Here is a 21,272-nt window from a genome sequence, read left to right as displayed (position 1 = left end):
CGTTCACCTGGTGATGGACAACTACGCCACGCACAAGACGCCCAGGATCAAGGCATGGCTCGCCCGCCGTCCGCACTGGCATGTCCACTTCACGCCCACCTCGGCATCATGGATCAATCAGGTCGAACGCTGGTTCGCTGAATTGACCCGCAAGCAGTTGCAGCGCGGGGTCCATCGTTCGACTGCCGAACTGGAGGCCGACATTGCCGCCTTCATCGAAGCACACAACGAGAACCCCAAACCATACAGATGGGTCAAGTCCGCCGATGAAATCCTCGCATCGGTCAAGCGGTTCTGCCAGCGAACCCAAACCCTATGCGGCGAACTTTAGATTCGGGTGACTAGAATATTTCACGAAAGAGGAATGAACGCGTGTTCCGTTTTCATCTTTCCCCAAATACCTCAGCCGGAGGCACGATCCGAAGGATCGTTCGGGTCTCTGCTTGGGGCCGGTCGAGAGTTGCGTATTGCAGCGATCGCCCCCCTGTTAACGAAAACGGACGACACGCTTCCGTGCCGTCCGCAATAACACTGCCATCCGGAAAACGATCCGGATTATTCTTCGGGCTTGGCTGCCGGCTTCACGGGCGTGCGCGTGGAGTTGCCGCTGAGCGGGTCGTCCTGGCGCTGCACGGAGCCTTCGAAATGGGCGCCGCTCTCGATGGCGATGGTCTTGTGGATAATGTCGCCTTCGACCTTTGCGGTCGAGGTCAGGCGCACTTTGAGACCGCGTACGCGGCCGGCGATATGGCCGTTGATGACGACGTCATCGGCGACGCATTCGCCGCGAATCGTCGCGTTCTCGCCAATGGTCAGCAGATGGGCGCGGATATCGCCCTCGACCGTGCCTTCGACCTGGATGTCGCCGGAGGTCTTGAGGTTGCCCACGATCGTCAGGTCGGATGACAGAACCGATGCCGGAGGTTTGGCCTTGGGCGCGGGTTTGCTGTCGAGACCGGGCACTGCCGGTTTCTTGGCGGCCTCGGGCGCCTTGGAGGTTTCGGGTTCCTTTGCCGGGCCGGGCTCGTTGATTCGGCTCTTAGAAAACATCTTTGGCTGCCTTGATAAAGTTCATCGGGTTCACGGGCTTCCCGTTCACATGCACCTCATAGTGCAGATGCGTGCCGGTCGACCGTCCGGTGTTTCCCATATCACCGATCCGCTGGCCTTTCGAGACCCTTTGACCTTCGGAGACGCGAAGGCGGGACATATGACCGTACCAGGTTTCGATTCCGAATTCGTGCCGGATCTTGACCATCCGGCCGAAGCCCGAATGCCAGCCGGCCTTGATCACCACGCCATCGGCGGTGGAATAGATCGGCGTGCCGTGGCCGGAGGCGAAATCAGTTCCGTTATGCATGCGGCCCCAACGCGGACCGTAGGGCGAGGTAAACCGGAAGCTGTCGCGCAGCGGCATGGCAAAGGGCGCCTTTTCCGCCGCGATCCGATAGAGATTCATCTGGTCCAGCCCCTTGAGAAGGTCGTTCGCCCGCGCTTCGTCGGGGGAGGGCTCGACACCCTTGGTCGAGAAAGTGATCGGGGTGAGCGGGCCGCCCTGGCCGGAATAGCCGCGCCGGACGGCATCGAGCAGCCGCGAGGGCGGCAGGCCGGCCTTCGAGAACATCTTCTCCAGCGGCTCGACCGAGACGGTCAGTGCCTCTTCGAGCTGGGTAAAGATCTTGTCGTTGCGGTCCAGGATCAGGTCGCGTTCGAATTTCGCCTCTTCCGCTTCCTCCAGGGCCAGTTCCGCCTCGCGCTCCATGTCGTCGCGTTCCGAGGCGGTGCGCTCCAGCGCGTCGTTGAGGAAGGCCAGCGTGGCATCCACCTCGGTGAGCGAATTGCGTTCGGCTTCCTGCTCGGCGCGGCCTTCCAGAATGGCGACCACTTCCTCGGTCTTTTCGCGAGCGGCGTCGCGTTCGTTCATGGTCCGGCGCAGGGTGGTCTGGATCACGTCGATCCCGGTTTCCAGCTCGCGGCGGAGATCCTCCGACTGAAGCAATTGCGATTGCATCGTGGAGATCTGGCCGAGGGCCGCGTTGAAACGCATATGCGCGGCGAGTGCCTCCGCTTCCGCCACGTCGCGGGCATCGGACAACTCGTTCAGCCGTTCTTCGTAAAGCGCGCGGTCGCGGCTGGCCTGTTCGCGCACATTGTCGGCGCCGATGCTCTCCATGAGCAGCACCGAGGAGGCGATGATGGCCCAGGCAACCGTGGCCGCCGAGCCGAACAGGATCAGCGCCTGTGTGCCCGGGCGCAGCCTGATAAAGCGGGTGCTGTCATTCTCCGAGCGCAGGAATAGGCGCTGCTCCGGAAACCATGGTTCAAGAATGTTGTGAATGCGGTCACTCAGTCGCGTACGCAAGGCCCGTCCCGTCCCTTGGATCGTTCTTGTTTTTCCCGGGTTTTGACCGTCCCCAACGGCACCCCGTTAACGGGGGATTACGGCCTGCTCATAAATCGTGCAAGAATTTTGGGGAATATGTGGTGCCGCAGACACGCAATATGGAGATATCGGCGAAAAATCGCCGATTTGAGACGTGATTTCAGACCGTTCCGGACCGATCTGCAAGTGGCCAATAGAAATCCGGCGGCAATCCGGCCTCCGCGCGTTTCTCCTCGTTGAAGGGCGGTTTGAGCGGACCGTGGAAGTAGCGGCGGACGAGATCGTGGAACACGGTGACCGGGTCGCGGTCCTCGCGGCCGCACAGGAAATGGAACCACTTGGAGCCATAGGCGACGTGGTGGACCTCCTCGGCATAGATCACGTCGAGGGCCGCCACGGTCTGTTTGTCCCCGGCCTTGCGGAAGATCTCGATCATGCCAGGTGTCACGTCGAGCCCGCGCGCCTCCAGCACCATCGGCACCACGGCCAGCCGGCCCATCAGGTCTTCGGCGGTGTCCTCGGCCGCGCGCCACATGCCGGCATGGGCGGGCAGAGCGCCGTAATGGCTGTCGCGCGCTTCGAGGCAATCGCAGATCAGGTTGAAATGCTTGGCTTCCTCGTCGGCCGACTTCACCCAGTCGTCATAGAACCCCATCGGCATGGGCACATGGCCGAAACGGGCGATGATGTCCCAATGCAGGTCCACCGCGTTGAGCTCGATATGGGCCACCGCATGCAGAATTGCGGCCTGTCCCTGCGGCGAGCCAGGCCGGCGGCGCGGCACGTCGCGCGGATCCAGCAGTTCGGGCTTCTCGGGCCGGGCAGGGCGCAGGGGCGGGTTTGCGGTGCCAACGGGGATCGGCGCACCCGCCGCGCGCGCCTCGCGCCAGCGCTCCGCGTAGCGACGCGACAGCGCTGTCTTTTCGCGGCCATCGGCGGTGCACAGCACCTCGCAGGCCATCTCGGTCAGGGTTTTCTGCTCAGGCACGATCCGCTCCCCAAAGTCTCATGCGGGTGTCTGTGTCACGTGCGCGCCAATAAGGGCAAGGGCGTTCGCCGCCCATGCCGCTAGCAAGCCCGGTTTCGGGAAGACACGGGGTCTCCGACGGGCAAGGTCAGCCCAGGGCCTTCACCGCCTCCAGTACTTCGTCGATATGGCCGTCAACCTTCACCTTGCGCCAGATGCGGCGGATCACGCCGTCGCCGTCAATCAGGAAGGTGGCGCGCTCGATCCCCATGAAGGTCTTGCCGTACATCTTCTTCTCGCCGTAGACGCCGTAGCGCTCACAGATATCGCCTTCGGCATCCGACAGCAGCGCCACGCCAAGCTCGTGCTTGTCGCGGAACTTCTCGTGCTTGGCGACGGTGTCCTTGGAAACGCCGAGGATCGTCGCGCCGGCCTCTTCAAATTCCTGTTGGCGGCAGGTGAAGCCTATGGCCTGTTTCGTGCATCCCGGCGTATCGTCACGCGGATAGAAATAGAGAATGACGGGACTTGGCCTGAGCGCCGAGAGGGTCACATCCGTGCCGCCATCGCGGGGCAAGGTGAAATCGGGGGCGACGTCGCCCTCGGTGAGGGTGGTTCCGGTCGGGGTATCGATCATGTAATTGTCATCCTTCAGGGTGAGAGCTGTATCTATTTAGTAGTGCGGCTTGCGCGAAGTTAAAGAGGCAGGGCCATTGGCCCGGCAGAGCGGCGGACGGAACGTGGAGGAAAGCCAGAACAGCGAAACCGGTGACGATCGACCGCAGGTCGATCCGGAACGCGCGCCGCGACAGCGGCGGCGCAAGCGCTGGCGCGTGCTGTCCTGGAGCCTGTTCATCCTGTTCGATATCGTCGTGGTGCTAGGGGTGGGGCTGTTCCTGGCCAGCCTGACCATAGAGGGGCGCGACCTGCCGACGCCGGATTGGGCGGCGGAAAAGGCCGGCGATATCCTGTCGCGCGGCCTCGAGGGGGGGCAAACCGATGTGGGCGAGATCACCATTCGCATGGCTCAGAAAGCGCTGCCAGAGGTGGTGTTTCGCGATGTGACGGTGACGGCGCCGGACGGGTCCGAATTGCTGAATGTGCCCGCCTTGCAGCTTTCGGTCGACAAGCGGGCGATCTGGCAGGGCAAGCTGCAACCGAGGGCGCTCGAGGTTGTTGGAGCGAAACTTGAACTGCGCCGCAAGGCGGACGGCACGTTCGATCTGGGTTTCGGCAGTGGAGAAAGGCCGGCCGCCTTCGAGTCGCTCGACAGCGCCATCGACGCGGTGCAGCAGCTTTTCGAGCTTCCCGCCCTTGCGCCGGTGGAAAAGCTGGAAGTGCGGGAACTGGAGGTCTTTTACGAAGACGCCCGCGCGGAGCGTGCCTGGCGCGTCAGCGACGGCACCATGCTTTTGACCCACCAGGGCGATGCGCTGTCGCTCTCGGTCGCGCTCGAAATGCCGGTGGAGGATGGCGAAGACGCAGAGCCCTCCACCGTGGCGCTGCGGCTCAGCATGGGCAAGACGGGCGCGGAAGCGGAGGCCTCGGTGCTGGTTCAGAACGTTCGCGCCATCGACATCGCCGCGCACAGCCCGGTGCTGAGCTGGCTTGAGCCGCTCAAGGCGCGGGTCTCGGGGGCGATGATCGTCGGCCGGACGGACCAGGGAGCGATGGGGTCGCTCAACGGTACGCTCGAAATCGGCCCCGGCCTGTTCCAGCCCGAAACCGGTGCCCGCCCGATCCCCTTTGACGGCGCGCGCACCTATTTTGGCTATCGCCCGGAACAGGGACGGATCAGCTTCGAGGAGTTGGATATCCACGCGCATGACGGGACGCTCTCCGCAACGGGGCAGGTCTATTTCGAGGGGCTCGAGACCGGCTGGCCAACCGCCCTTGTTGGCCAGTTCGCCTTTTCGGAGCTGCGGCTGGACCCGCCCGGGCTGCTGCGCGAACCCGCGCTGTTCGGTAGCGGCGCGCTCGACCTGAAGGTTTCGCTCGATCCGTTCCGGGCGGAGATCGGGCAGCTTGTCATGACCACGTCCGATCCGGACGGCACGCGCGGGCAGACCGACCTGCGCGCAGCCGGTCTCGTCACGGCCGATGACGCCGGCTGGCACGTGTCGCTGCAGCTGGGCTTCGACCAGATCCGGGCGCCGATGCTGGCAGCCCTCTGGCCATTGAACCTCGTTCCGGGAACGCGCAGCTGGATCGAGGACAACCTGCTCTCCGGTCGCGTCCACGACGCGCGTGGCGGTTTGCGGATCGACCAGGGCACGAAGCCGCAACTCGCGCTCAGCTTCGAATTCAGCGATGCCGAGGTCCAGGCGATGAAGACCTTGCCCCCGGTTACCGGCGCGCGCGGTTACGCCTCTGTCGGCGGGAATCGTTTCGCGCTGACGCTGGAAGAAGGGCAGATGCGTGCGCCGCGGGGCGGCGTGATCGACGCCACGGGCACCACGCTCCGGGTGGCCGACATGCGGCAGAAACCGGCCAATGTTGAGCTTCTGCTCAAGGCACGCGCGCCCGTTACCGCGGCGCTTTCCGTGCTGGACGAGGAGCCGTTCAATTTCCTGACCAAGGCGGGCCAGCCGGTGGATCTTGCCACGGGAGAGGGGCGCGCCGAGGGTCGGATCGTCTTTCCGCTCAAGCGCGGCCTCCAGGGGCGCGACGTCGATTTCGAGGTCACCGCCTACGCGGAAGACCTGCGCTCCGAAGTGCTCGTGCCGAACCGTGTTCTCGAGGGCAAGCGTGGTCGGTTGACGGCCCGGCGCGAGGGGTTGGTGATCACCGGGGATGGCGCGCTGGACGGGGTGCCCTTCGCCGGGGCGACGGTGCAGATTCCCTTTGGTGAAGATGCCGCCGCGCCCACGGTCGAAGGCGAGGTCGAAATCGGCGAGGGCTTCGTGCAGACCTTCGGGATTGGCCTGCCGAAAGGGGCAGTGACCGGCGCGGGACCCGCGAATTTCGCGCTGGAACTGCCGCGCGAGGGCGACATTCGCTATTCGCTGAAATCGGACCTGCGCGGGGTCGGTCTCTCCCTGCCGCCATTGGGATGGAACAAGGCTGCAAAAAGCGAGGGCCGGCTGCAATTGTCGGGACGGCTCGGCGCGCGGCCGAACGTGGAGGCGTTGTCGCTGAAGGCCGCGGGACTGAACGCCGAGGGGAGTGTGACGACCTCGCCGGAGGGTGGGTTGCAGGAAGCGCTGTTCACGCGGGTCTCCGTCGGGGACTGGCTCGACGCGCCGGTGGTGCTCAAGGGGCGCGGTCTTGGCCGGGAGCCGGCAATCGAGCTGCGCGGCGGGCGCATCGATATCCGCAAGACGAGCATTGGCGGCGCGAGCAGCAGCGGCGCGTCCAGCGCCGGTCCGCCCGTGACGCTGACGCTCGACAGGCTGACCATTTCCGATGGAATCGCTCTCACCGGTTTCCGAGGCGAGCTGACCAAGACGGCCGGCTATTCGGGCAACTTCACCGGTTCGGTGAACGGACAGGTGCGGGTCGATGGCACGCTTGTTCCCGCGAAAGGGGGCGGCACGGCGGTGCGCATTCGGTCCGACAACGCCGGTGCGGTTTTCAAGGCGGCGGGGATGTTCCAGCAGGCTAATGGCGGCTCGATGTCCCTGATCCTGCAGCCGCGCGGCGCGCCCGGTGAATATGACGGCCAGCTTCAGGTCGAGGATGTGCGGGTGCGCAGCTCCTCGGGGCTGACAGCGCTGCTCAACGCGATCACCGTTGTCGGCCTGATCGACGAGTTGAACGGCGCGGGGCTTCTCTTCTCCGATGTCGAGGCGGTCTTCCGCTTGACGCCCAGCTTCGTGCACGTCACACGCTCTTCCGGCGTCGGGCCATCGCTCGGCATTTCGATGGAAGGGGTCTATGACATGAACCGGGACAGGCTGAACATGCAGGGCGTGTTTTCCCCGGTCTACATGGTCAATTCCATCGGCCGGATCTTTACGCGCAAGGGAGAGGGGCTGATCGGCTTTACCTATCGGATGCGTGGCAGCTCCTCCAACCCGTCGGTGGAAGTTAACCCGCTCTCGGCGCTGACGCCGGGCATGTTCCGGGACATCTTTCGCGCGCCGCCCCCGCAGCCGCGCGGCGGAGGGTGAACATGAAACTGTCGGATTTCGATTTCGAGCTGCCCGAGGAGCTGATCGCCACCCGCCCGGCCACCCCGCGCAGCTCCGCACGGCTGCTGGTGGCGCAGGGCGAGAGAACGGTGGATTCGCATGTTCATGACCTGCCGGATTTCCTGCGGCCCGGCGACCGGCTGGTGCTCAACAACACGCGCGTGATCCCGGCGCGGCTCTCCGGCGTTCGGCGCCGCGATGGCGAGCAGGGCCCGACCGAGGCGCGCATCGAGGTGACGCTGCTGGAGCCGCAGGGAGACGGGTCCTGGAACGTATTGGCCAAACCCGCCAAGAAGGTCCGCGACGGCGAGGAGATCCATTTCGCCCCCGGCTTCTCGGCACGGGTGACCGGGCGGGTCGAGGGCCAGCTGAACCTCGCCTTCTCGCTGGAGGGCGATGATTTCGACGCCGCGCTGGATGCGGCGGGCTTCATGCCCCTGCCGCCCTATATCGCCGCGCGCCGCGCGGCCGATGCGCAGGACCGCACCGACTACCAGACCGTCTTTGCCCGCCATTCGGGTGCCGTTGCCGCGCCGACGGCCTCGCTGCATTTCGACCGCCCGCTGCTGGAACGCATCGCCGCGATGGGCGTGGACTTCACCGAGGTTACCCTGCATGTCGGCGCTGGCACGTTCCTGCCTGTCAAGGTCGATGACGTGCGCGAACACAAGATGCATTCGGAATGGGGCGAGGTCCCGGACGCGGCCGCCGCCGAGATCAACGCCACCCGCGCCGCGGGCGGGCGGATCATCCCGGTCGGCACCACGGCCTGCCGGCTGATCGAGAGCGCGGCCGGGGCGGATGGTATCCACCCATGGAGCGGCGAGACGGATATCTTCATCCGTCCGGGCTATGAGTTCCGCATCGCGGACGGGTTGATGACCAATTTCCACCTGCCCAAATCGACGCTGATGATGCTGGTCTCGGCGCTGATGGGGCGCGATCGGATGATGGCGCTCTATGAACATGCCATTGCCGAGCGGTACCGTTTCTTCAGCTATGGCGACGCGTCGCTTCTCTTGCCAAAGGGATAAAACTGCTCGCACGACCCGTTTGAAGGAACGATCCTTCGGATCGTGCTTCCGGCGGAGGTATTTGGGGAAAGATGAAGGGAAACGATCTGCCTTCTTCTGACCGGAAATATCCTGGGGGGAGCGCTCGCAAGAGCGCGGGGGGCATCGCCCCCCTGCATTCTTCGCCGCCGGTGCGTTCGGGCAGGAACAAACGGTCTCCTCAGACAGGGCATTGATGCGCTAGGCTGACGTTGGAATTCGAGAGTCCGGTTTTGAGGGGGATACGTCTTGAACTGGTTGCAAGCGATTCAATGGAGCAATGCCCACACCATCCACCAATTGACGGCGGAACGCGGGGCACGCGGTGTGATCCCTACGGAAAAAGGCTTCTATGCCTTCTGCAAGGGCGCGGGCCTGCCCTCTCCGGACAGGTGTCTGTATGTCGGCATCGCCGTAGGCAAACGCGGGCTGCGCGGGCGACTGAGTTCCTATCTGCGGGCAAAGGTCACCGAGAGCAAGGCCGCGGTAATGAAGCATCGCGGAAAACGGCTGATTTCCTTTGCCCGGATCAAGGGCGTAACCGGCACTGGCAGCGCGACGGCCAACACGATTCGAAATGACCGTTTCATTCATGTCAGCTGGGCACCCGTGCCGCTCGATTTCTCGGGCGGCGAGGCGGCCAACGCACGCGAATATGCCTTCATGCTGGAGCGGGCGCTGATCGACTATTACCGCCCGCTCTACAACACCGCCGACTGGGAAGCAGACCTCGAACTGGAATTGGACGAAGACTTCCTTCCCGAAGATTAAGCGTCAGATCCACCCCTCCGGCAGCGCGCCGTTGGAAGGCAATTCCAGCCGGAAACGTGTCCCGCCGGTTTCGCGAGGCTGGAAGCCCAGTGAAAGGTACAACTCCGTCGCACGGGCATTGTCGGGATGCGTGCTCACGGCCATCTGCCCGCATTCCTGCCGGCGCGCCTCGGACACGCAGGCTGCCACCAGCAGCCGCCCGATCCCATGGCCGCGCTGGCCGTCTTCCACGAAGAGATGGTTGATCTCGAGAATCCTGAGACCCCATTGCATCTGAGGGAAGCTATGCAATAGCGCGTAACCTGCAAGCTCGCCGTCCCGCTCGGCCACGAGCGCTTTCGCGCAGGCCTGCGTGCCGAAGAGATCGCGCTCGATTGCCCGCGCCGACGTCGTGGCAACGTCCCCGTGATGGGCCGCAAGCGCGGTGGCCATTTCCAAAAGGCGTTGAATGTCTCGCCGTTCGGCCCGTCTGACCCGCACCGCGAGCGTATCCGTTGAAATTTCCTGCATCTGCATGTTTCGGTTCCTGGCTGTTGCCGCCACGAGAGGCCGAAAGTCATTAAAAAAGCCGCCCGTGGCGGCCTTTTAAGATTTGATGAATCCGTCCGGCCGCTCCTATGTGGAACGCGACCAATAAAATCGGGAGGCGACGAAACGGTTCATGCACGTCTCATGCGCCACCGTGCGCGGTGCGTCTAGAACGCAATGCGTGCTTGGAGCGACGATGGCGCCTGTGGCAGGCTTCCCTTGAAGCCGAATCCGGAGAGTGTCATGCGCCTGATTGCCGTTCTGCTGGCCGCCGCGTTGACGGTTGCCTTTGCGATCTATCTCTTGCGCGACTTGCCGCCACCGAGCCGGATCACCTTTGCCGCCGGTTCCCAGGATGGCGGTTACTGGAATGTGGCCGAAAGGTACCGATCGGAACTGGCCCGGGACGGAATCGAGGTCGAGATCCTGGAAACGGCCGGCTCGCTCGAGAACCTCGGTCTGCTGAGCTCAGGGGAGGCCGATGTCGGGCTGTTGCAGGGCGGCATTTCCACCGAGGGGCTGGATATCGAGGCCTTGGGAACGGTGTTCTTCGAGCCGATCATCGTCTTTGCCCGGGCGGATCGCGAGGTGTCCGCCAACCCTGGCACTTGGGAGGGGCTGACCATCGCGCGCGGCGGCGCGGGGTCGGGAACGCGGGTGGCGGCGGACAGGCTGCTCGATGCGTTGGAGATCACCCAGCTCAATACGCTCAGCGATCTGGGCGGCACTGCCGCAGCCGAAGCGCTGCTGGCCGGCGAGGTCGACCTGGCGATTTTCGTCGCGCCACTTTCGGCGGATTATTTCGTCCCCTTGATGGGCAACGAGACGGTAGACCTTGTCCGTTTCCAGCATGCCGACGCGATCTCGTTGCGCCTGCCCAACAGCCGGGTCGTGAATGTGCCCTCCGGGGCGGTGTCGCTCCACCCGGTGGTGCCTTTGGTCGAAGTGCCGATGATCACGCTCATGGCGCGGCTGGCCGGTTTGGAGGACCTGCACCCGGCAGTGGTCGACCGCCTTGTCCTCGCCGCGCGCAAGATCCACGGCAATAGCGGCATCTTCTCGAAACAGGGGCAGTTTCCGACCGCGGAGGGGGCCGATATGCCGCTTGATCTTGGCGCTCTGAAACTGCTGGCCGAGGGGCAGAGCACCTTTCATGACTGGTTGCCCTATTGGATAGCGGCCCAGATTCGTCGGGTCTTGCTCATCTTGCTTCCGCTGTTGTTTATCGTCGTTCCGCTGGTTCGTATCCTGCCCGGCGTCTATCGGTGGAGCATGCACCGGCGCGTCTGGCGTCACTATACCGTAATACGCGAGATCGAACTGGAGCTGGACGACACCACGTCTTCTGACGAGTTGCATGCTCTCGAAACACGGCTTGCCGCGATAGAGCATGAGCTTGCAGGCATGCGCCTTCCACCTCCCTTCCGTGCGGGGGCCTATAATGCGCGGCTGCATGTCGAGCTGGTGCGCCGGCGGATCGCGGAAATGCTTCAGCAACCCGTCAGCTGAGGGAGTTCGCCCAGTGAGATGAATCATTGCCGCCATCGTGGTGTCGTTCTAAAGCCCGCTCCTGATGTGCCGACTCGTCTCGCAGGGCGCCCGGGGCAACTCTCATGGCAAGAGGACACACGTCGTGCTGCAAGTGATTTCGGCCAGCTGGGCCCTTCTATTCGGAATTCTGCTGCTGATGGTCGGCAACGGCGTGCAGGGCACGTTGCTCGGCATTCGCGGCGGCATCGAAGGATTCTCGACATTCGAGATGTCGATCGTCATGTCGGCCTATTTCCTCGGCTTTTTGGGGGGCTCCCGACTGGCGCCGGAGATGATCCGCCGTGTCGGGCATATCCGTGTCTTTGCCGCGCTCGGTTCGTTCGTCTCGGCCATTCTCATCCTCTACCCGCTTTTTGCCCATCCGGTGGCATGGGCGCTTGGCCGTGTGGTGATGGGGTTCTGCCTCTCCGGCGTTTACGTGACCGCCGAAAGCTGGCTGAACAACGCGGTGACCAATGAGCGGCGGGGACAGGCGCTCTCGCTCTACGTGATCGTGCAGATGGCCGGCGTGGTGGCGGCACAGGGGCTGCTGCTGGTGGGCGACCCCTCGGGCTTCGTGCTCTTCGTCATCCCGTCGGTGCTGGTCTCGGTCTCCTTCGCGCCGATTCTGCTGGCCGTCCAGCCGACCCCGGCTTTCGAGACAACGCAGCCAATGAGCCTGCGCAAGCTCTGGAAGGCGTCGCAGCTGGGCTGCGTGGGTTTCTTCCTGCTCGGCGGAGTCTTTTCGGCGCTGTTCGGCATGGCCTCGGTCTACGGGTCGGAAGCCGGGCTGAGCGTGCCCGAGATCTCGGGCTTCATTGCCACGATCTATCTCGGCGGCATGATCATGCAATATCCCATCGGCTGGATGTCGGACCGGATGGACCGCCGCCAGTTGATCCTGGTTCTTGCTGCGGTTGGTGCGGTCGGCGCCGCCCTTGCCATGTATATGGCCGAAGATTTTGCGACCTTGCTTGCCGCCGCCTTCATCATTGGCGGCACGGCAAACCCGCTCTACGCGCTCGTGCTTGCCTATGTGAACGACCACCTGGAATATGAAGACATGGCCGCTGCCTCGGGCGGGCTGATCTTCATCAACGGGGTCGGTGCCATTTCCGGCCCGCTCGTGACCGGCTGGATGATGGGCGCGGTTGGTCCGGAAGGCTTTTTCCTGTTCCTGACAGTGCTCAGCGCTACCTTGGCGATCTACGCGGCGTATCGCATGACACAGAGCGACGCGGTGCCGGTGGACGAGACGGGTTCCTACGCGCCGGTCCTGCCGACAGCATCTCCGGTTGCGGTCGGGGTCGCACAGGAAGTATTCATAGAAGCCGCGCAGGAAGCGGAGGCCGAGGCCGATGCTGAACAGGAACTGGCGGGGTAGGCTGATCGGAAGCGGCTCCCCGCCGAATTGAAGGACATCCCTATGGCGGAGATTACCGCAGCCGAATTAACGCGTTTCTGGATCGACGAGGTCGGCCCCCAGAAGTGGTACATTCAGGACGAGACGTTGGATACGGAAATCCGGCAGCGTTTCCAGGCCTGCTGGCAGGCCGCCCTGGATGGCGAGAAGGATGCATGGTGCGACGACGGGCCGGGGGTCCTTGGCTTCCTCATCCTGACAGACCAGTTGCCGCGAAACATGTTCCGGGGCGACGCGCGCTCCTTCGCGACCGATAGTCTGGCGCGTGCTGCAGCGTGGAAGGCGATCGATCGCCGTTGGGACCTGATGGTACCAGAGCCGGAGCGGCAGTTCTTCTACCTGCCGCTGATGCATTCTGAGGCACTGGGTGACCAGGATGCCTGCATCCGGCTGATGAGCGAAAGGATGACCGAGACCGGAGCCTCCAACCTGCTGCATGCGAGGGCGCATCGCGAAATCGTCCGGCGTTTCGGACGCTTTCCCTATCGCAACGCGGCATTTGGCCGGATGACGCTTCCGGTCGAGCAGGAGTTTCTCGACGGCGAAGGCTATGCCGGTATCCTGAGAGGATTTCAGGCCAAAGCGGCTGGGTGATGCGATCCGCAGTTTGTGCCTCAGGGGGCGTTGCCCCCGCGCTCCGGCGAGCGCGCCCCCCCGGGGATATTTGGAGAAAGAGGATGTCCGGTGCGTTTATTCCAATCATCTTTCCAGGAAATATCCCCGCCGGAGGCACGATCCTGACAGGATCGTTCCGGCGCAGCCGAAGCTTGCGCAGGGCCGGTTCGGGGAAGGCGGCGTTCGACCCTTAGATATGCGCGCAGCGTATGCCAGCCATTCGTGGCTTTCGTTCGAATCGATGAAGTCCGGGGCTTCGCGGCGAGCTAAAAATAGTTTAATGCTAAACCAGTTTTTGGATTTGGAGGGCCGGAAATGGCTGCACAGACTTTCGACATGATCGTGATCGGCGCCGGTCCGGGCGGCTACGTAGCCGCGATCCGCGGCGCGCAGCTGGGCCTGAAGGTCGCCTGCGTCGAGCGCGAGCATCTGGGCGGCATCTGCCTGAACTGGGGCTGTATCCCGACCAAGGCGCTGCTGCGTTCCTCCGAAGTCTTCCACCTGATGGAGCGGGCCGGAGAATTCGGCCTGAAGGTCGAGAAGCTCGGCTATGACATCGACGCCGTGGTCAAGCGCTCCCGCGGCGTGGCCGCGCAGCTTTCGGGCGGCATCGGGCATCTGTTCAAGAAGAACAAGGTGACCACGATCATGGGCGAGGCAAAGCTCACCGGAAAGGGCAAGGTTTCGGTCAAGACCGACAAGGGCACCGAGGAGCTGAGCGCGAAAAATATCGTTGTCGCCACCGGTGCGCGGGCGCGTGAACTGCCCGGGCTGGAAGCCGATGGCAAGCGCGTCTGGACCTACAAACACGCGCTGCAGCCCCCGCACATGCCCAAGAAGCTGCTGGTGATCGGCTCCGGCGCCATCGGCATCGAGTTTGCCAGCTTCTACAACACGCTGGGTGCCGACACGACGGTTGTCGAGGTCATGGACCGGGTGTTGCCGGTCGAGGATGCCGAGATCTCGGCCTTCGCCAAGAAGCAGTTCGTCAAGCAGGGCATGAAGATCATGGAGAAAGCCATGGTCAAGCAACTCGACCGCTCCGCCTCCAAGGTGGTTGCCCATATCGAGGTGGGCGGCAAGGTCGAGAAGCAGGAATTTGACACGGTGATCTCGGCTGTCGGCATTGTCGGCAACGTGGAGAATCTTGGCCTCGAAGCGCTCGGCGTCAAAATCGACCGCACCCATGTCGTGACCGACGAGTTCTGCCGCACCGGGGTCGAGGGGCTCTATGCCATCGGCGATATCGCCGGCGCGCCGTGGCTCGCGCACAAGGCCAGCCACGAGGGCGTTATGGTGGCGGAGTTGATCAAGGGGTTGCATGCCCACCCGGTCAAGCCCGAGAGCATCGCTGGCTGCACCTATTGCCATCCGCAGGTGGCCAGTGTGGGCCTGACCGAGGCCAAGGCCAAGGAAGCCGGCTACGACGTGAAGGTCGGCCGCTTCTCCTTCGTCGGGAATGGCAAGGCGATTGCGCTCGGCGAGCCGCAGGGCCTGGTCAAGACCGTGTTCGACGCCAAGACTGGCGAGCTTCTGGGGGCTCATATGGTCGGCGCCGAGGTGACCGAGATGATCCAGGGCTATGTCATTGGCCGCAAGCTGGAGACCACCGAGCAGGACCTGATGGAGACCGTCTTCCCGCATCCGACTCTCAGCGAGATGATGCATGAAAGCGTTCTCGACGCGTTCGATCGGGTTATCCATATGTAACAGGCGGATAGAGGCAATTTGCGGCATTGGCCGCAGTCTGCATTAAGCGCAGGCTGCGGCCATTGTTTTGGGAGACATGCCATGTTGAGACTCTCCGCCGCCCTTGTGTTCACCCTGGCCTTTGCGGCCCCCGCCGCGGCACAGCAGCTCCTGGGGGGCTATTTCGCTATGATCGGCTATGAGGACATGCGAAATTCCAAGGGTGCGCCCTTGCGGAATTTCTGCGCCATCATCCAGCAGGACCGGGCGAACGTGCATAAATTCGGGATCGTCCATGAATATGACGAGTACGATCCCTGGTTCACGACGCTGGCCAGTCGCCAGAAGATCTCGGCCGATTGCCGGGTCGGAGCGGGTTCGGAATATATTCCTTCTGCCATCCTGCGCGGTGAACAGCGCTATGTCCGGGTGCAGGTCTATGGCTGGGGCGGCACGCCGCAATTCGTCATCGTGCATGAGGGCGCCGGTTGAGAAAACGGCGGGTTCCCGCGCGCGGGAACGAATGGATGCCATAAGGGCTTGTTCTTCGATTCCGAAGGGTTACAGCTTTCCCTATCATACAGGAGTGAAATCATGAAAACTCGTCTTACCATTGTTGCGCTTGCGGGCGCGCTGATGCTTTCGGTTGCTGGCTGCACGGACAATACAGCCATGAATGCGGCGACCGGTGCCGCCGTTGGCGGCGTGATCGGCAACCAGTTCGGTTCCGGCCAGGGCAAGACCGCCATGACCGTCGCCGGCGCGGCAGCCGGTGCCGCCGTGGGTGCCAACGCCACCAACTGAACAGATGCCCGTGAGCCGGTTTCGGCTCACGGGCTTCCGATTGTTCTTGATATCGTGGCTGAAGATCGCTCTGGTCAGCTTTTCAGCCATCCTTCGAGCTTGCTTGCATCCGGCAACCCGCCGGCATGAACCAGTTTGCCGTCCACGCTGATGCCGGGAGTGGAAATGACCCCCGCCATGGCTATCTCGCGCGGGTCCGTCACCTTTTCCACCTCGACATCGAGACCGAGCGCATTCGCGGCGTTCCGAACCATTTCCGCGGTGGTCTCGCAGCGTTTGCAGCCGGGGCCATAGACCTTGATCGATTTCATTTTCTTACCTCAGAACAGGATGTTGAACAGGAAGCCCACCATAAGGATGCCGGTTCCGACAACGCCGATGAAGACCGCGATCAACCGCAGCGTCAGCACCTGGCGCAGGATGATCATCTCGGGGAGCGAGAGCGCGATGACGCTCATCATGAAGGCCAATACCGTGCCAAGCGCCGCGCCCTTGCCGAGCAGCGCCTCGACGATGGGGATGATACCAGCGGCGTTGGTGTACATCGGGATGCCCATGACGACGGCCGCCGGAACGGACCACCACGCATCCGCGCCCATGATTCGGACCATGAGGTCCTCGGGCACATAACCGTGGATCAACGCGCCGAGCGCGATGCCGAGGATGATCCAGATCCAGACCTTGGCGAAGATCTCGCGCACGGCTGCGATCCCGAGCCGGTAGCGGTCGACCATGGTGAGCGGTTCGTCGTCCAGGCCGTTCTGCGACACGGCGCCTAAATGGATTTCCTGCACCCAGTCTTGCAGCCAGCCTTCCAGTTTGAGCTTGCCGATCACGAAACCGGCGAGAATGGCAATGCCGAGGCCGAAGACGAGATAGGTGACCGCCACTTGCCAGCCGACCAGCCCGATGAGCAGGATCAGCGCCACCTCGTTGACCATCGGAGCGGCGATCAGGAACGAGAAGGTCACCCCGAGCGGCACGCCTGCCGAGACGAAGCCGATGAAGAGTGGCACGGCGGAGCAGGAACAGAAGGGCGTCAGCACGCCGAGCCCCGCCGCCATGGCATTGCCGATCCCCTCACGCTTGCCCGAGAGCGCCGCACGGGTCTTTTCCGGGCTGAAGAAGCTGCGCACGACGCCCATGGCAAAGACGATCAGCGTCAGCAGCATCAACACCTTGGGTACGTCGTAGAAGAAGAAGGCGAGCGCATCGCCGGGATGGCTGTTCCGGTCCACCGGCAGCAGCGAGACGAGCCACTCAGAGAGCGGCATGAGTTGCTTGTAGACCGCGTACCAGACGCCGACCAGCACCGCGACGGCGAGGTGCCAGACGATAGGCGGCCATTCCCTGTGGAGCAGGGCAGGGTGGGTTTCGGAGCTCATGCGGCTGTCCTTTCCGAGAGGCTCTCGGCAGCGAGGACGGCGTCGATCACGGCGGCCATTTCCGGGGCGAGATCCGGGTTGCGGCGGTAGCGCACCCATTGCGCGTCGCGCCTGTCGACGATGATGCCGGCCAGCTTGAGCGTCTTCATGTGGCGCGACATCCGGCTCTGGGTCGCGTCCAGCTTCTCCATGAGTTCGCAGACGCAATGCTCACCCCCGTCCCAGACGATGCGCAGAGCGGCGAGGCGAATGGGGTCGGCAATGGCGGAGAGAAATGCCTGCATGTGAGTCTCCTTGCTGGCATATGCCTTAAAGCGCATATGCGCCTATCTGCATCTCGTGACAAGACTCGGCTTGTCGCAGGTCGGGTCCGGAACAGGCATATTCTCGATGTTTACTTTTTGTTCTTAGTTTTCGATTGGAGAATCCGCCGCCATCGCCTATCTGAAGACCATCCGGTCACGGGGTGAGAGATGCCAGAGCAGAAGTTCATCGAGGTGCGCGGCGCGCGCGAGCACAACCTGAAGAATATCGACGTGGATATTCCACGCGACGAACTGGTTGTGATCACGGGGCTTTCCGGCTCCGGCAAGTCCTCGCTCGCCTTTGACACGATCTATGCCGAGGGCCAGCGCCGCTACGTGGAATCGCTTTCCGCCTATGCGCGTCAATTCCTCGACATGATGGAAAAGCCGGATGTGGACCATATTTCCGGCCTCTCCCCTGCGATTTCCATCGAGCAGAAGACGACCTCCAAGAACCCGCGTTCGACCGTCGGCACGGTGACCGAGATCTATGATTATCTCCGGCTGCTCTTCGCCCGTGTCGGCACGCCCTATTCGCCTGCCACCGGCCTGCCCATCGAGGCGCAGCAGGTGCAGGACATGGTCGACCGTGTCATGGAGATGGAGGAGGGCACCCGCGCCTACCTGCTCGCGCCCATCGTGCGGGACCGCAAGGGCGAGTATCGCAAGGAGTTTCTGGAACTGCGCAAGCAGGGCTTCCAGCGGGTCAAGGTGGACGGCGCCTTCTACGATCTGGACGAGCCACCGAAGCTCGACAAGAAATTCCGCCACGATATCGACGTGGTGGTGGACCGGATCGTTGTCCGCGAGGGCATGGAGACACGGCTGGCGGATAGTTTCCGCACAGCGCTCGATCTGGCCGATGGAATCGCCATCCTGGAAACTGCACCGCGCGAGGACGAGGGTGAGCCGGAGCGGATCACCTTTTCCGAGAATTTCGCCTGTCCGGTCAGTGGCTTCACCATTCCCGAGATCGAGCCGCGGCTGTTCTCGTTCAACGCGCCATTCGGAGCCTGCCCCTCTTGTGATGGCCTCGGCGTGGAGTTGTTCTTCGATGAACGGCTCGTGGTGCCGGATGCGACGTTAAAGATCGCCGATGGCGCGCTCGCGCCGTGGCGCAAGGGCAAGTCGCCCTATTTCCTGCAGACCATCGAGGCCATCGCCAGGCATTACGAATTCGACAAGAACGCCCGCTGGAAGGACGTGCCCGAGAGAGTGCAGCAGGTCTTTCTCTATGGTTCCGGCGAGGAGGAGATCGATTTCCGCTATGACGAGGGCGGGCGCGTCTACCAGGTGAGCCGCACCTTCGAGGGCGTGATACCGAACATGGAACGGCGCTACCGCGAGACGGATTCCAACTGGATTCGCGAGGAATTCGAACGCTACCAGAACAACCGCCCTTGCGGCGGCTGTGGTGGATTCCGGCTTCGCGCGGAGGCGCTGGCAGTGAAGATTGCGGGCCTTCATGTGGGCGAAGTCGTGCAGATGTCGATCAAGGAAGCCTTCGACTGGTGCGAAACCGTGCCCGCCTCGCTCACGGCGCAGAAGAACGAGATCGCGCGGGCGATCCTGAAGGAGATCCGCGAGCGGCTCGGTTTCCTGAACAATGTCGGTCTCGAATACCTGACGCTGTCGCGCAATGCCGGCACGCTCTCTGGCGGCGAGAGCCAGCGGATTCGCCTCGCCAGCCAGATCGGCTCCGGCCTGACGGGTGTGCTCTACGTGCTGGACGAGCCCTCCATCGGCCTGCACCAGCGCGACAATGACCGGCTGCTCGGCACGCTCAAGAACCTGCGCGATCAGGGCAACACGGTGATCGTTGTCGAGCATGACGAGGAGGCGATCCGGGAGGCCGATTACGTTTTCGACATCGGTCCCGGTGCAGGCGTGCATGGCGGTGCCGTGGTGGCTTGTGGTACGCCGGAAGAAATTGCGGCGCATGAGGGCTCGATTACCGGTGCCTACCTTTCGGGTAAGCGCGAGATCCCGGTGAGCCAGAAACGGCGCGAGGGCAATGGCAAGGCCGTGACGGTGGTCAAGGCGACTGGCAACAACCTCAAGAGCGTCACCGCCGAATTCCCGCTGGCCAAGTTCGTCTGCGTGACCGGCGTGTCGGGCGGCGGCAAGTCCACGCTGACTATCGAGACGCTGTTCAAGACAGCTTCCATGCGGCTCAACGGGGCGCGGCAGACGCCCGCGCCCTGCGAGACGATCAAGGGGCTGGAGCATCTCGACAAGGTGATCGACATCGACCAGCGGCCCATCGGGCGCACGCCGCGTTCGAACCCGGCCACCTATACCGGCGCCTTCACCCCGATCCGCGACTGGTTCGCCGGCCTGCCGGAGGCCAAGGCGCGCGGCTACAAGCCGGGTCGCTTCAGCTTCAACGTCAAGGGCGGGCGCTGCGAGGCCTGTCAGGGCGATGGCGTCATCAAGATCGAGATGCATTTCCTGCCCGATGTCTACGTCACCTGCGAAACCTGCGGCGGCGCGCGCTACAACCGCGAGACGCTGGAGATCAAGTTCAAGGGCAAATCCATCGCCGATGTGCTCGACATGACGGTCGAAGATGCGCAGGAGTTCTTCAAGGCGGTGCCGAGCATCCGCGAAAAGATGGACGCGCTGGTACGCGTCGGCCTCGGCTATATCAAGGTCGGCCAGCAGGCGACGACGCTATCGGGCGGCGAGGCTCAACGCGTGAAGCTTTCCAAGGAACTGGCCAAGCGCTCGACGGGGCGCACGCTTTATATCCTGGACGAACCGACCACGGGGCTGCATTTCGAAGATGTTCGCAAGCTGCTGGAAGTGCTGCACGAATTGGTGGAGCAGGGAAACACTGTGGTGGTGATCGAGCACAATCTCGACGTCATCAAGACGGCGGACTGGATCATCGATATCGGTCCCGAAGGCGGCGATGGCGGCGGTCGGGTGGTCGCGACCGGCACGCCGGAAGACATCGCGAAAAAGACCAAGAGCCATACCGGGCGTTATCTGAAGCCGATGCTTGCGGCGGCGCGCAAGGTGGCCGCAGAGTAGTCTTCCGCGTGTCATGAGGAGTTCCCGGAACACATAGGCCGGAGGCTCCCGCCCGTCGTCGACGCATCAAGGATGCGCTCCTCCCGTTGGGGGAGGCCGCGCGCCTGTGGCGCGCGGCGGTTGCGGACGGAGTTAAGGTCTGTTTCCGTTGGAATGCTAAACGTCCGAGCTTGTGGAAGAGAGGTTTCATGTCTGAGAGTGCAGAGATTCGAAACGGAGCCTGCCATTGCGGCGCGGTGCGGTTTCGCGTGCGGTTGAGCGATGGCCTGTCGACGGCGCGCCGCTGCTCCTGTTCCTATTGCCGGATGCGGGGCGCGGTGGCCGTGTCGGCGCCTCTGGATGGGATCGAAATCCTGTCTGGCGCGGAAAACCTGGCGCTCTATCGATTCAATACCGGAAAGGCGAAGCACTATTTCTGCAAGACTTGCGGGATCTACACACACCATCAACGGCGCTCGAACCCGGATCAGTACGGGGTCAATGCAGCCTGCCTGGAGGGCGTGAGCCCGTTCGATTTCCCCGAAATCATCGTCAATGACGGCGTGAACCATCCCTCCGACGGCCCTCCTGCGGGGGGCGCCGCACCGGTTTCCGGTGTGCTCCGTTTCATCCCCGACTGACGGCCGCGAAGCGGCCAGCGCCGCCTCTGCG

20 protein-coding genes are annotated in these 21,272 nt (G+C 63.3%); 12 read left to right on the top strand and 8 right to left on the bottom strand.

Features of this window, described 5'->3' with window-relative positions; translation table 11 throughout:
- Positions 1–331, top strand: a 331-nt coding sequence (locus tag BLR85_RS01275; protein ID WP_170844417.1) for a transposase, incomplete at its 5' end; no start/stop codon positions are given.
- Positions 332–555: 224 nt separating this feature from the next.
- On the opposite strand, the gene BLR85_RS01270 is transcribed toward BLR85_RS01275, so the two are convergent.
- The 4 genes from BLR85_RS01270 to bcp form a co-directional block, all read right to left on the bottom strand.
- Positions 556–1,050: a bactofilin family protein gene (locus BLR85_RS01270; RefSeq protein ID WP_093147816.1), complete on the bottom strand. Its 495-nt coding sequence runs from the start codon at positions 1,048–1,050 to the stop codon at positions 556–558.
- On the bottom strand, positions 1,040–2,362 hold the full coding sequence (locus BLR85_RS01265; RefSeq protein WP_093147812.1) for a M23 family metallopeptidase: 1,323 nt from the start codon (positions 2,360–2,362) through the stop codon (positions 1,040–1,042). The genes BLR85_RS01270 and BLR85_RS01265 overlap by 11 nt, the downstream gene beginning before the upstream one ends.
- 181 nt (positions 2,363–2,543) lie before the next feature.
- Entirely contained in the window at positions 2,544–3,344 is an 801-nt protein-coding gene (locus tag BLR85_RS01260; RefSeq protein ID WP_093147904.1) for a ferritin-like domain-containing protein, read from the bottom strand.
- A 154-nt stretch (positions 3,345–3,498) separates the two neighbouring features.
- On the bottom strand, positions 3,499–3,987 hold the full coding sequence (gene bcp, locus BLR85_RS01255; RefSeq protein WP_093147808.1) for a thioredoxin-dependent thiol peroxidase: 489 nt from the start codon (positions 3,985–3,987) through the stop codon (positions 3,499–3,501).
- A 76-nt stretch (positions 3,988–4,063) separates the two neighbouring features.
- Here bcp and BLR85_RS01250 point away from each other — a divergent pair, with 76 nt between their 5' ends.
- The 3 genes from BLR85_RS01250 to BLR85_RS01240 all read left to right on the top strand — a co-directional run bounded on the left by BLR85_RS01250 (position 4,064) and on the right by BLR85_RS01240 (position 9,306).
- A complete protein-coding gene (locus tag BLR85_RS01250) occupies positions 4,064–7,462 on the top strand; it encodes a YhdP family protein (RefSeq protein ID WP_139188280.1) in 3,399 nt (1,132 codons plus the stop codon).
- Between the two features lie 2 nt (positions 7,463–7,464).
- Positions 7,465–8,517 (top strand): tRNA preQ1(34) S-adenosylmethionine ribosyltransferase-isomerase QueA, encoded by a 1,053-nt coding sequence (gene queA, locus BLR85_RS01245; protein ID WP_093147798.1) that lies wholly within the window; start codon positions 7,465–7,467, stop codon positions 8,515–8,517.
- Positions 8,518–8,784: 267 nt separating this feature from the next.
- A complete protein-coding gene (locus tag BLR85_RS01240; RefSeq protein ID WP_093147790.1) occupies positions 8,785–9,306 on the top strand; it encodes a GIY-YIG nuclease family protein in 522 nt (173 codons plus the stop codon).
- Between the two features lie 3 nt (positions 9,307–9,309).
- On the opposite strand, the gene BLR85_RS01235 is transcribed toward BLR85_RS01240, so the two are convergent.
- Positions 9,310–9,822: a GNAT family N-acetyltransferase gene (locus tag BLR85_RS01235; RefSeq protein ID WP_093147787.1), complete on the bottom strand. Its 513-nt coding sequence runs from the start codon at positions 9,820–9,822 to the stop codon at positions 9,310–9,312.
- A gap of 255 nt (positions 9,823–10,077) precedes the next feature.
- Between BLR85_RS01235 and BLR85_RS01230 the strand changes: the two genes are divergently transcribed.
- From BLR85_RS01230 to BLR85_RS01205, 6 genes are all read left to right on the top strand, one after another.
- Positions 10,078–11,343, top strand: a complete 1,266-nt coding sequence (locus BLR85_RS01230; protein ID WP_170844416.1) for a TAXI family TRAP transporter solute-binding subunit — start codon at positions 10,078–10,080, stop codon at positions 11,341–11,343.
- Positions 11,344–11,467: 124 nt separating this feature from the next.
- The gene (locus BLR85_RS01225) at positions 11,468–12,748 is read left to right on the top strand and encodes an MFS transporter (protein ID WP_093147779.1); all 1,281 of its coding nucleotides are present in this window, start codon (positions 11,468–11,470) and stop codon (positions 12,746–12,748) included.
- 42 nt (positions 12,749–12,790) lie between these two features.
- Positions 12,791–13,381, top strand: a complete 591-nt coding sequence (locus tag BLR85_RS01220; RefSeq protein WP_093147775.1) for a DUF924 family protein — start codon at positions 12,791–12,793, stop codon at positions 13,379–13,381.
- A 336-nt stretch (positions 13,382–13,717) separates the two neighbouring features.
- Positions 13,718–15,112, top strand: a complete 1,395-nt coding sequence (gene lpdA / locus BLR85_RS01215; protein ID WP_093147771.1) for a dihydrolipoyl dehydrogenase — start codon at positions 13,718–13,720, stop codon at positions 15,110–15,112.
- A gap of 81 nt (positions 15,113–15,193) precedes the next feature.
- On the top strand, positions 15,194–15,583 hold the full coding sequence (locus BLR85_RS01210) for a hypothetical protein (RefSeq protein WP_093147768.1): 390 nt from the start codon (positions 15,194–15,196) through the stop codon (positions 15,581–15,583).
- A gap of 102 nt (positions 15,584–15,685) precedes the next feature.
- Positions 15,686–15,895 carry a glycine zipper 2TM domain-containing protein gene (locus BLR85_RS01205; RefSeq protein ID WP_068310484.1) on the top strand — a complete coding sequence of 70 codons (210 nt, stop codon included), beginning with the start codon at positions 15,686–15,688 and terminating at the stop codon, positions 15,893–15,895.
- 74 nt (positions 15,896–15,969) lie between these two features.
- On the opposite strand, the gene BLR85_RS01200 is transcribed toward BLR85_RS01205, so the two are convergent.
- The 3 genes from BLR85_RS01200 to BLR85_RS01190 are packed head-to-tail and all read right to left on the bottom strand — an operon-like array spanning position 15,970 to position 17,564.
- Positions 15,970–16,206: a thioredoxin family protein gene (locus BLR85_RS01200; protein WP_093147765.1), complete on the bottom strand. Its 237-nt coding sequence runs from the start codon at positions 16,204–16,206 to the stop codon at positions 15,970–15,972.
- Positions 16,207–16,215: 9 nt separating this feature from the next.
- Positions 16,216–17,280 carry a permease gene (locus BLR85_RS01195; protein WP_093147761.1) on the bottom strand — a complete coding sequence of 355 codons (1,065 nt, stop codon included), beginning with the start codon at positions 17,278–17,280 and terminating at the stop codon, positions 16,216–16,218.
- On the bottom strand, positions 17,277–17,564 hold the full coding sequence (locus tag BLR85_RS01190; RefSeq protein WP_093147757.1) for an ArsR/SmtB family transcription factor: 288 nt from the start codon (positions 17,562–17,564) through the stop codon (positions 17,277–17,279). Before BLR85_RS01190 ends, BLR85_RS01195 begins: the two co-directional genes overlap by 4 nt.
- Positions 17,565–17,753: 189 nt before the next feature.
- Here BLR85_RS01190 and uvrA point away from each other — a divergent pair, with 189 nt between their 5' ends.
- Positions 17,754–20,621 carry an excinuclease ABC subunit UvrA gene (gene uvrA, locus BLR85_RS01185; RefSeq protein WP_093147753.1) on the top strand — a complete coding sequence of 956 codons (2,868 nt, stop codon included), beginning with the start codon at positions 17,754–17,756 and terminating at the stop codon, positions 20,619–20,621.
- Positions 20,622–20,809: 188 nt separating this feature from the next.
- Entirely contained in the window at positions 20,810–21,241 is a 432-nt protein-coding gene (locus BLR85_RS01180) for a GFA family protein (protein WP_093147749.1), read from the top strand.
- Positions 21,242–21,272 lie beyond the last annotated feature (31 nt).

Source organism: Aliiruegeria lutimaris (genome assembly GCF_900099935.1).
Taxonomy (GTDB): domain Bacteria; phylum Pseudomonadota; class Alphaproteobacteria; order Rhodobacterales; family Rhodobacteraceae; genus Tropicimonas; species Tropicimonas lutimaris.
Note: the sequence above shows the minus strand (reverse complement) of the source record. Positions and strands in the feature narration are given on the sequence as shown.

Bases quoted from the DNA above. Each gene is read 5' to 3' on its own strand.
- BLR85_RS01270 (WP_093147816.1), bottom strand. From the start codon at position 1,050: ATGTTTTCTAAGAGCCGAATCAACGAGCCCGGCCCGGCAAAGGAACCC.
- BLR85_RS01260 (WP_093147904.1), bottom strand. From the start codon at position 3,344: ATGGCCTGCGAGGTGCTGTGCACCGCCGATGGCCGCGAAAAGACAGCG.
- bcp (WP_093147808.1), bottom strand. From the start codon at position 3,987: ATGATCGATACCCCGACCGGAACCACCCTCACCGAGGGCGACGTCGCC.
- queA (WP_093147798.1), top strand. From the start codon at position 7,465: ATGAAACTGTCGGATTTCGATTTCGAGCTGCCCGAGGAGCTGATCGCC.
- BLR85_RS01235 (WP_093147787.1), bottom strand. From the start codon at position 9,822: ATGCAGATGCAGGAAATTTCAACGGATACGCTCGCGGTGCGGGTCAGA.
- BLR85_RS01230 (WP_170844416.1), top strand. From the start codon at position 10,078: ATGCGCCTGATTGCCGTTCTGCTGGCCGCCGCGTTGACGGTTGCCTTT.
- BLR85_RS01220 (WP_093147775.1), top strand. From the start codon at position 12,791: ATGGCGGAGATTACCGCAGCCGAATTAACGCGTTTCTGGATCGACGAG.
- lpdA (WP_093147771.1), top strand. From the start codon at position 13,718: ATGGCTGCACAGACTTTCGACATGATCGTGATCGGCGCCGGTCCGGGC.
- BLR85_RS01210 (WP_093147768.1), top strand. From the start codon at position 15,194: ATGTTGAGACTCTCCGCCGCCCTTGTGTTCACCCTGGCCTTTGCGGCC.
- BLR85_RS01205 (WP_068310484.1), top strand. From the start codon at position 15,686: ATGAAAACTCGTCTTACCATTGTTGCGCTTGCGGGCGCGCTGATGCTT.
- BLR85_RS01200 (WP_093147765.1), bottom strand. From the start codon at position 16,206: ATGAAATCGATCAAGGTCTATGGCCCCGGCTGCAAACGCTGCGAGACC.
- BLR85_RS01195 (WP_093147761.1), bottom strand. From the start codon at position 17,280: ATGAGCTCCGAAACCCACCCTGCCCTGCTCCACAGGGAATGGCCGCCT.
- BLR85_RS01190 (WP_093147757.1), bottom strand. From the start codon at position 17,564: ATGCAGGCATTTCTCTCCGCCATTGCCGACCCCATTCGCCTCGCCGCT.
- uvrA (WP_093147753.1), top strand. From the start codon at position 17,754: ATGCCAGAGCAGAAGTTCATCGAGGTGCGCGGCGCGCGCGAGCACAAC.
- BLR85_RS01180 (WP_093147749.1), top strand. From the start codon at position 20,810: ATGTCTGAGAGTGCAGAGATTCGAAACGGAGCCTGCCATTGCGGCGCG.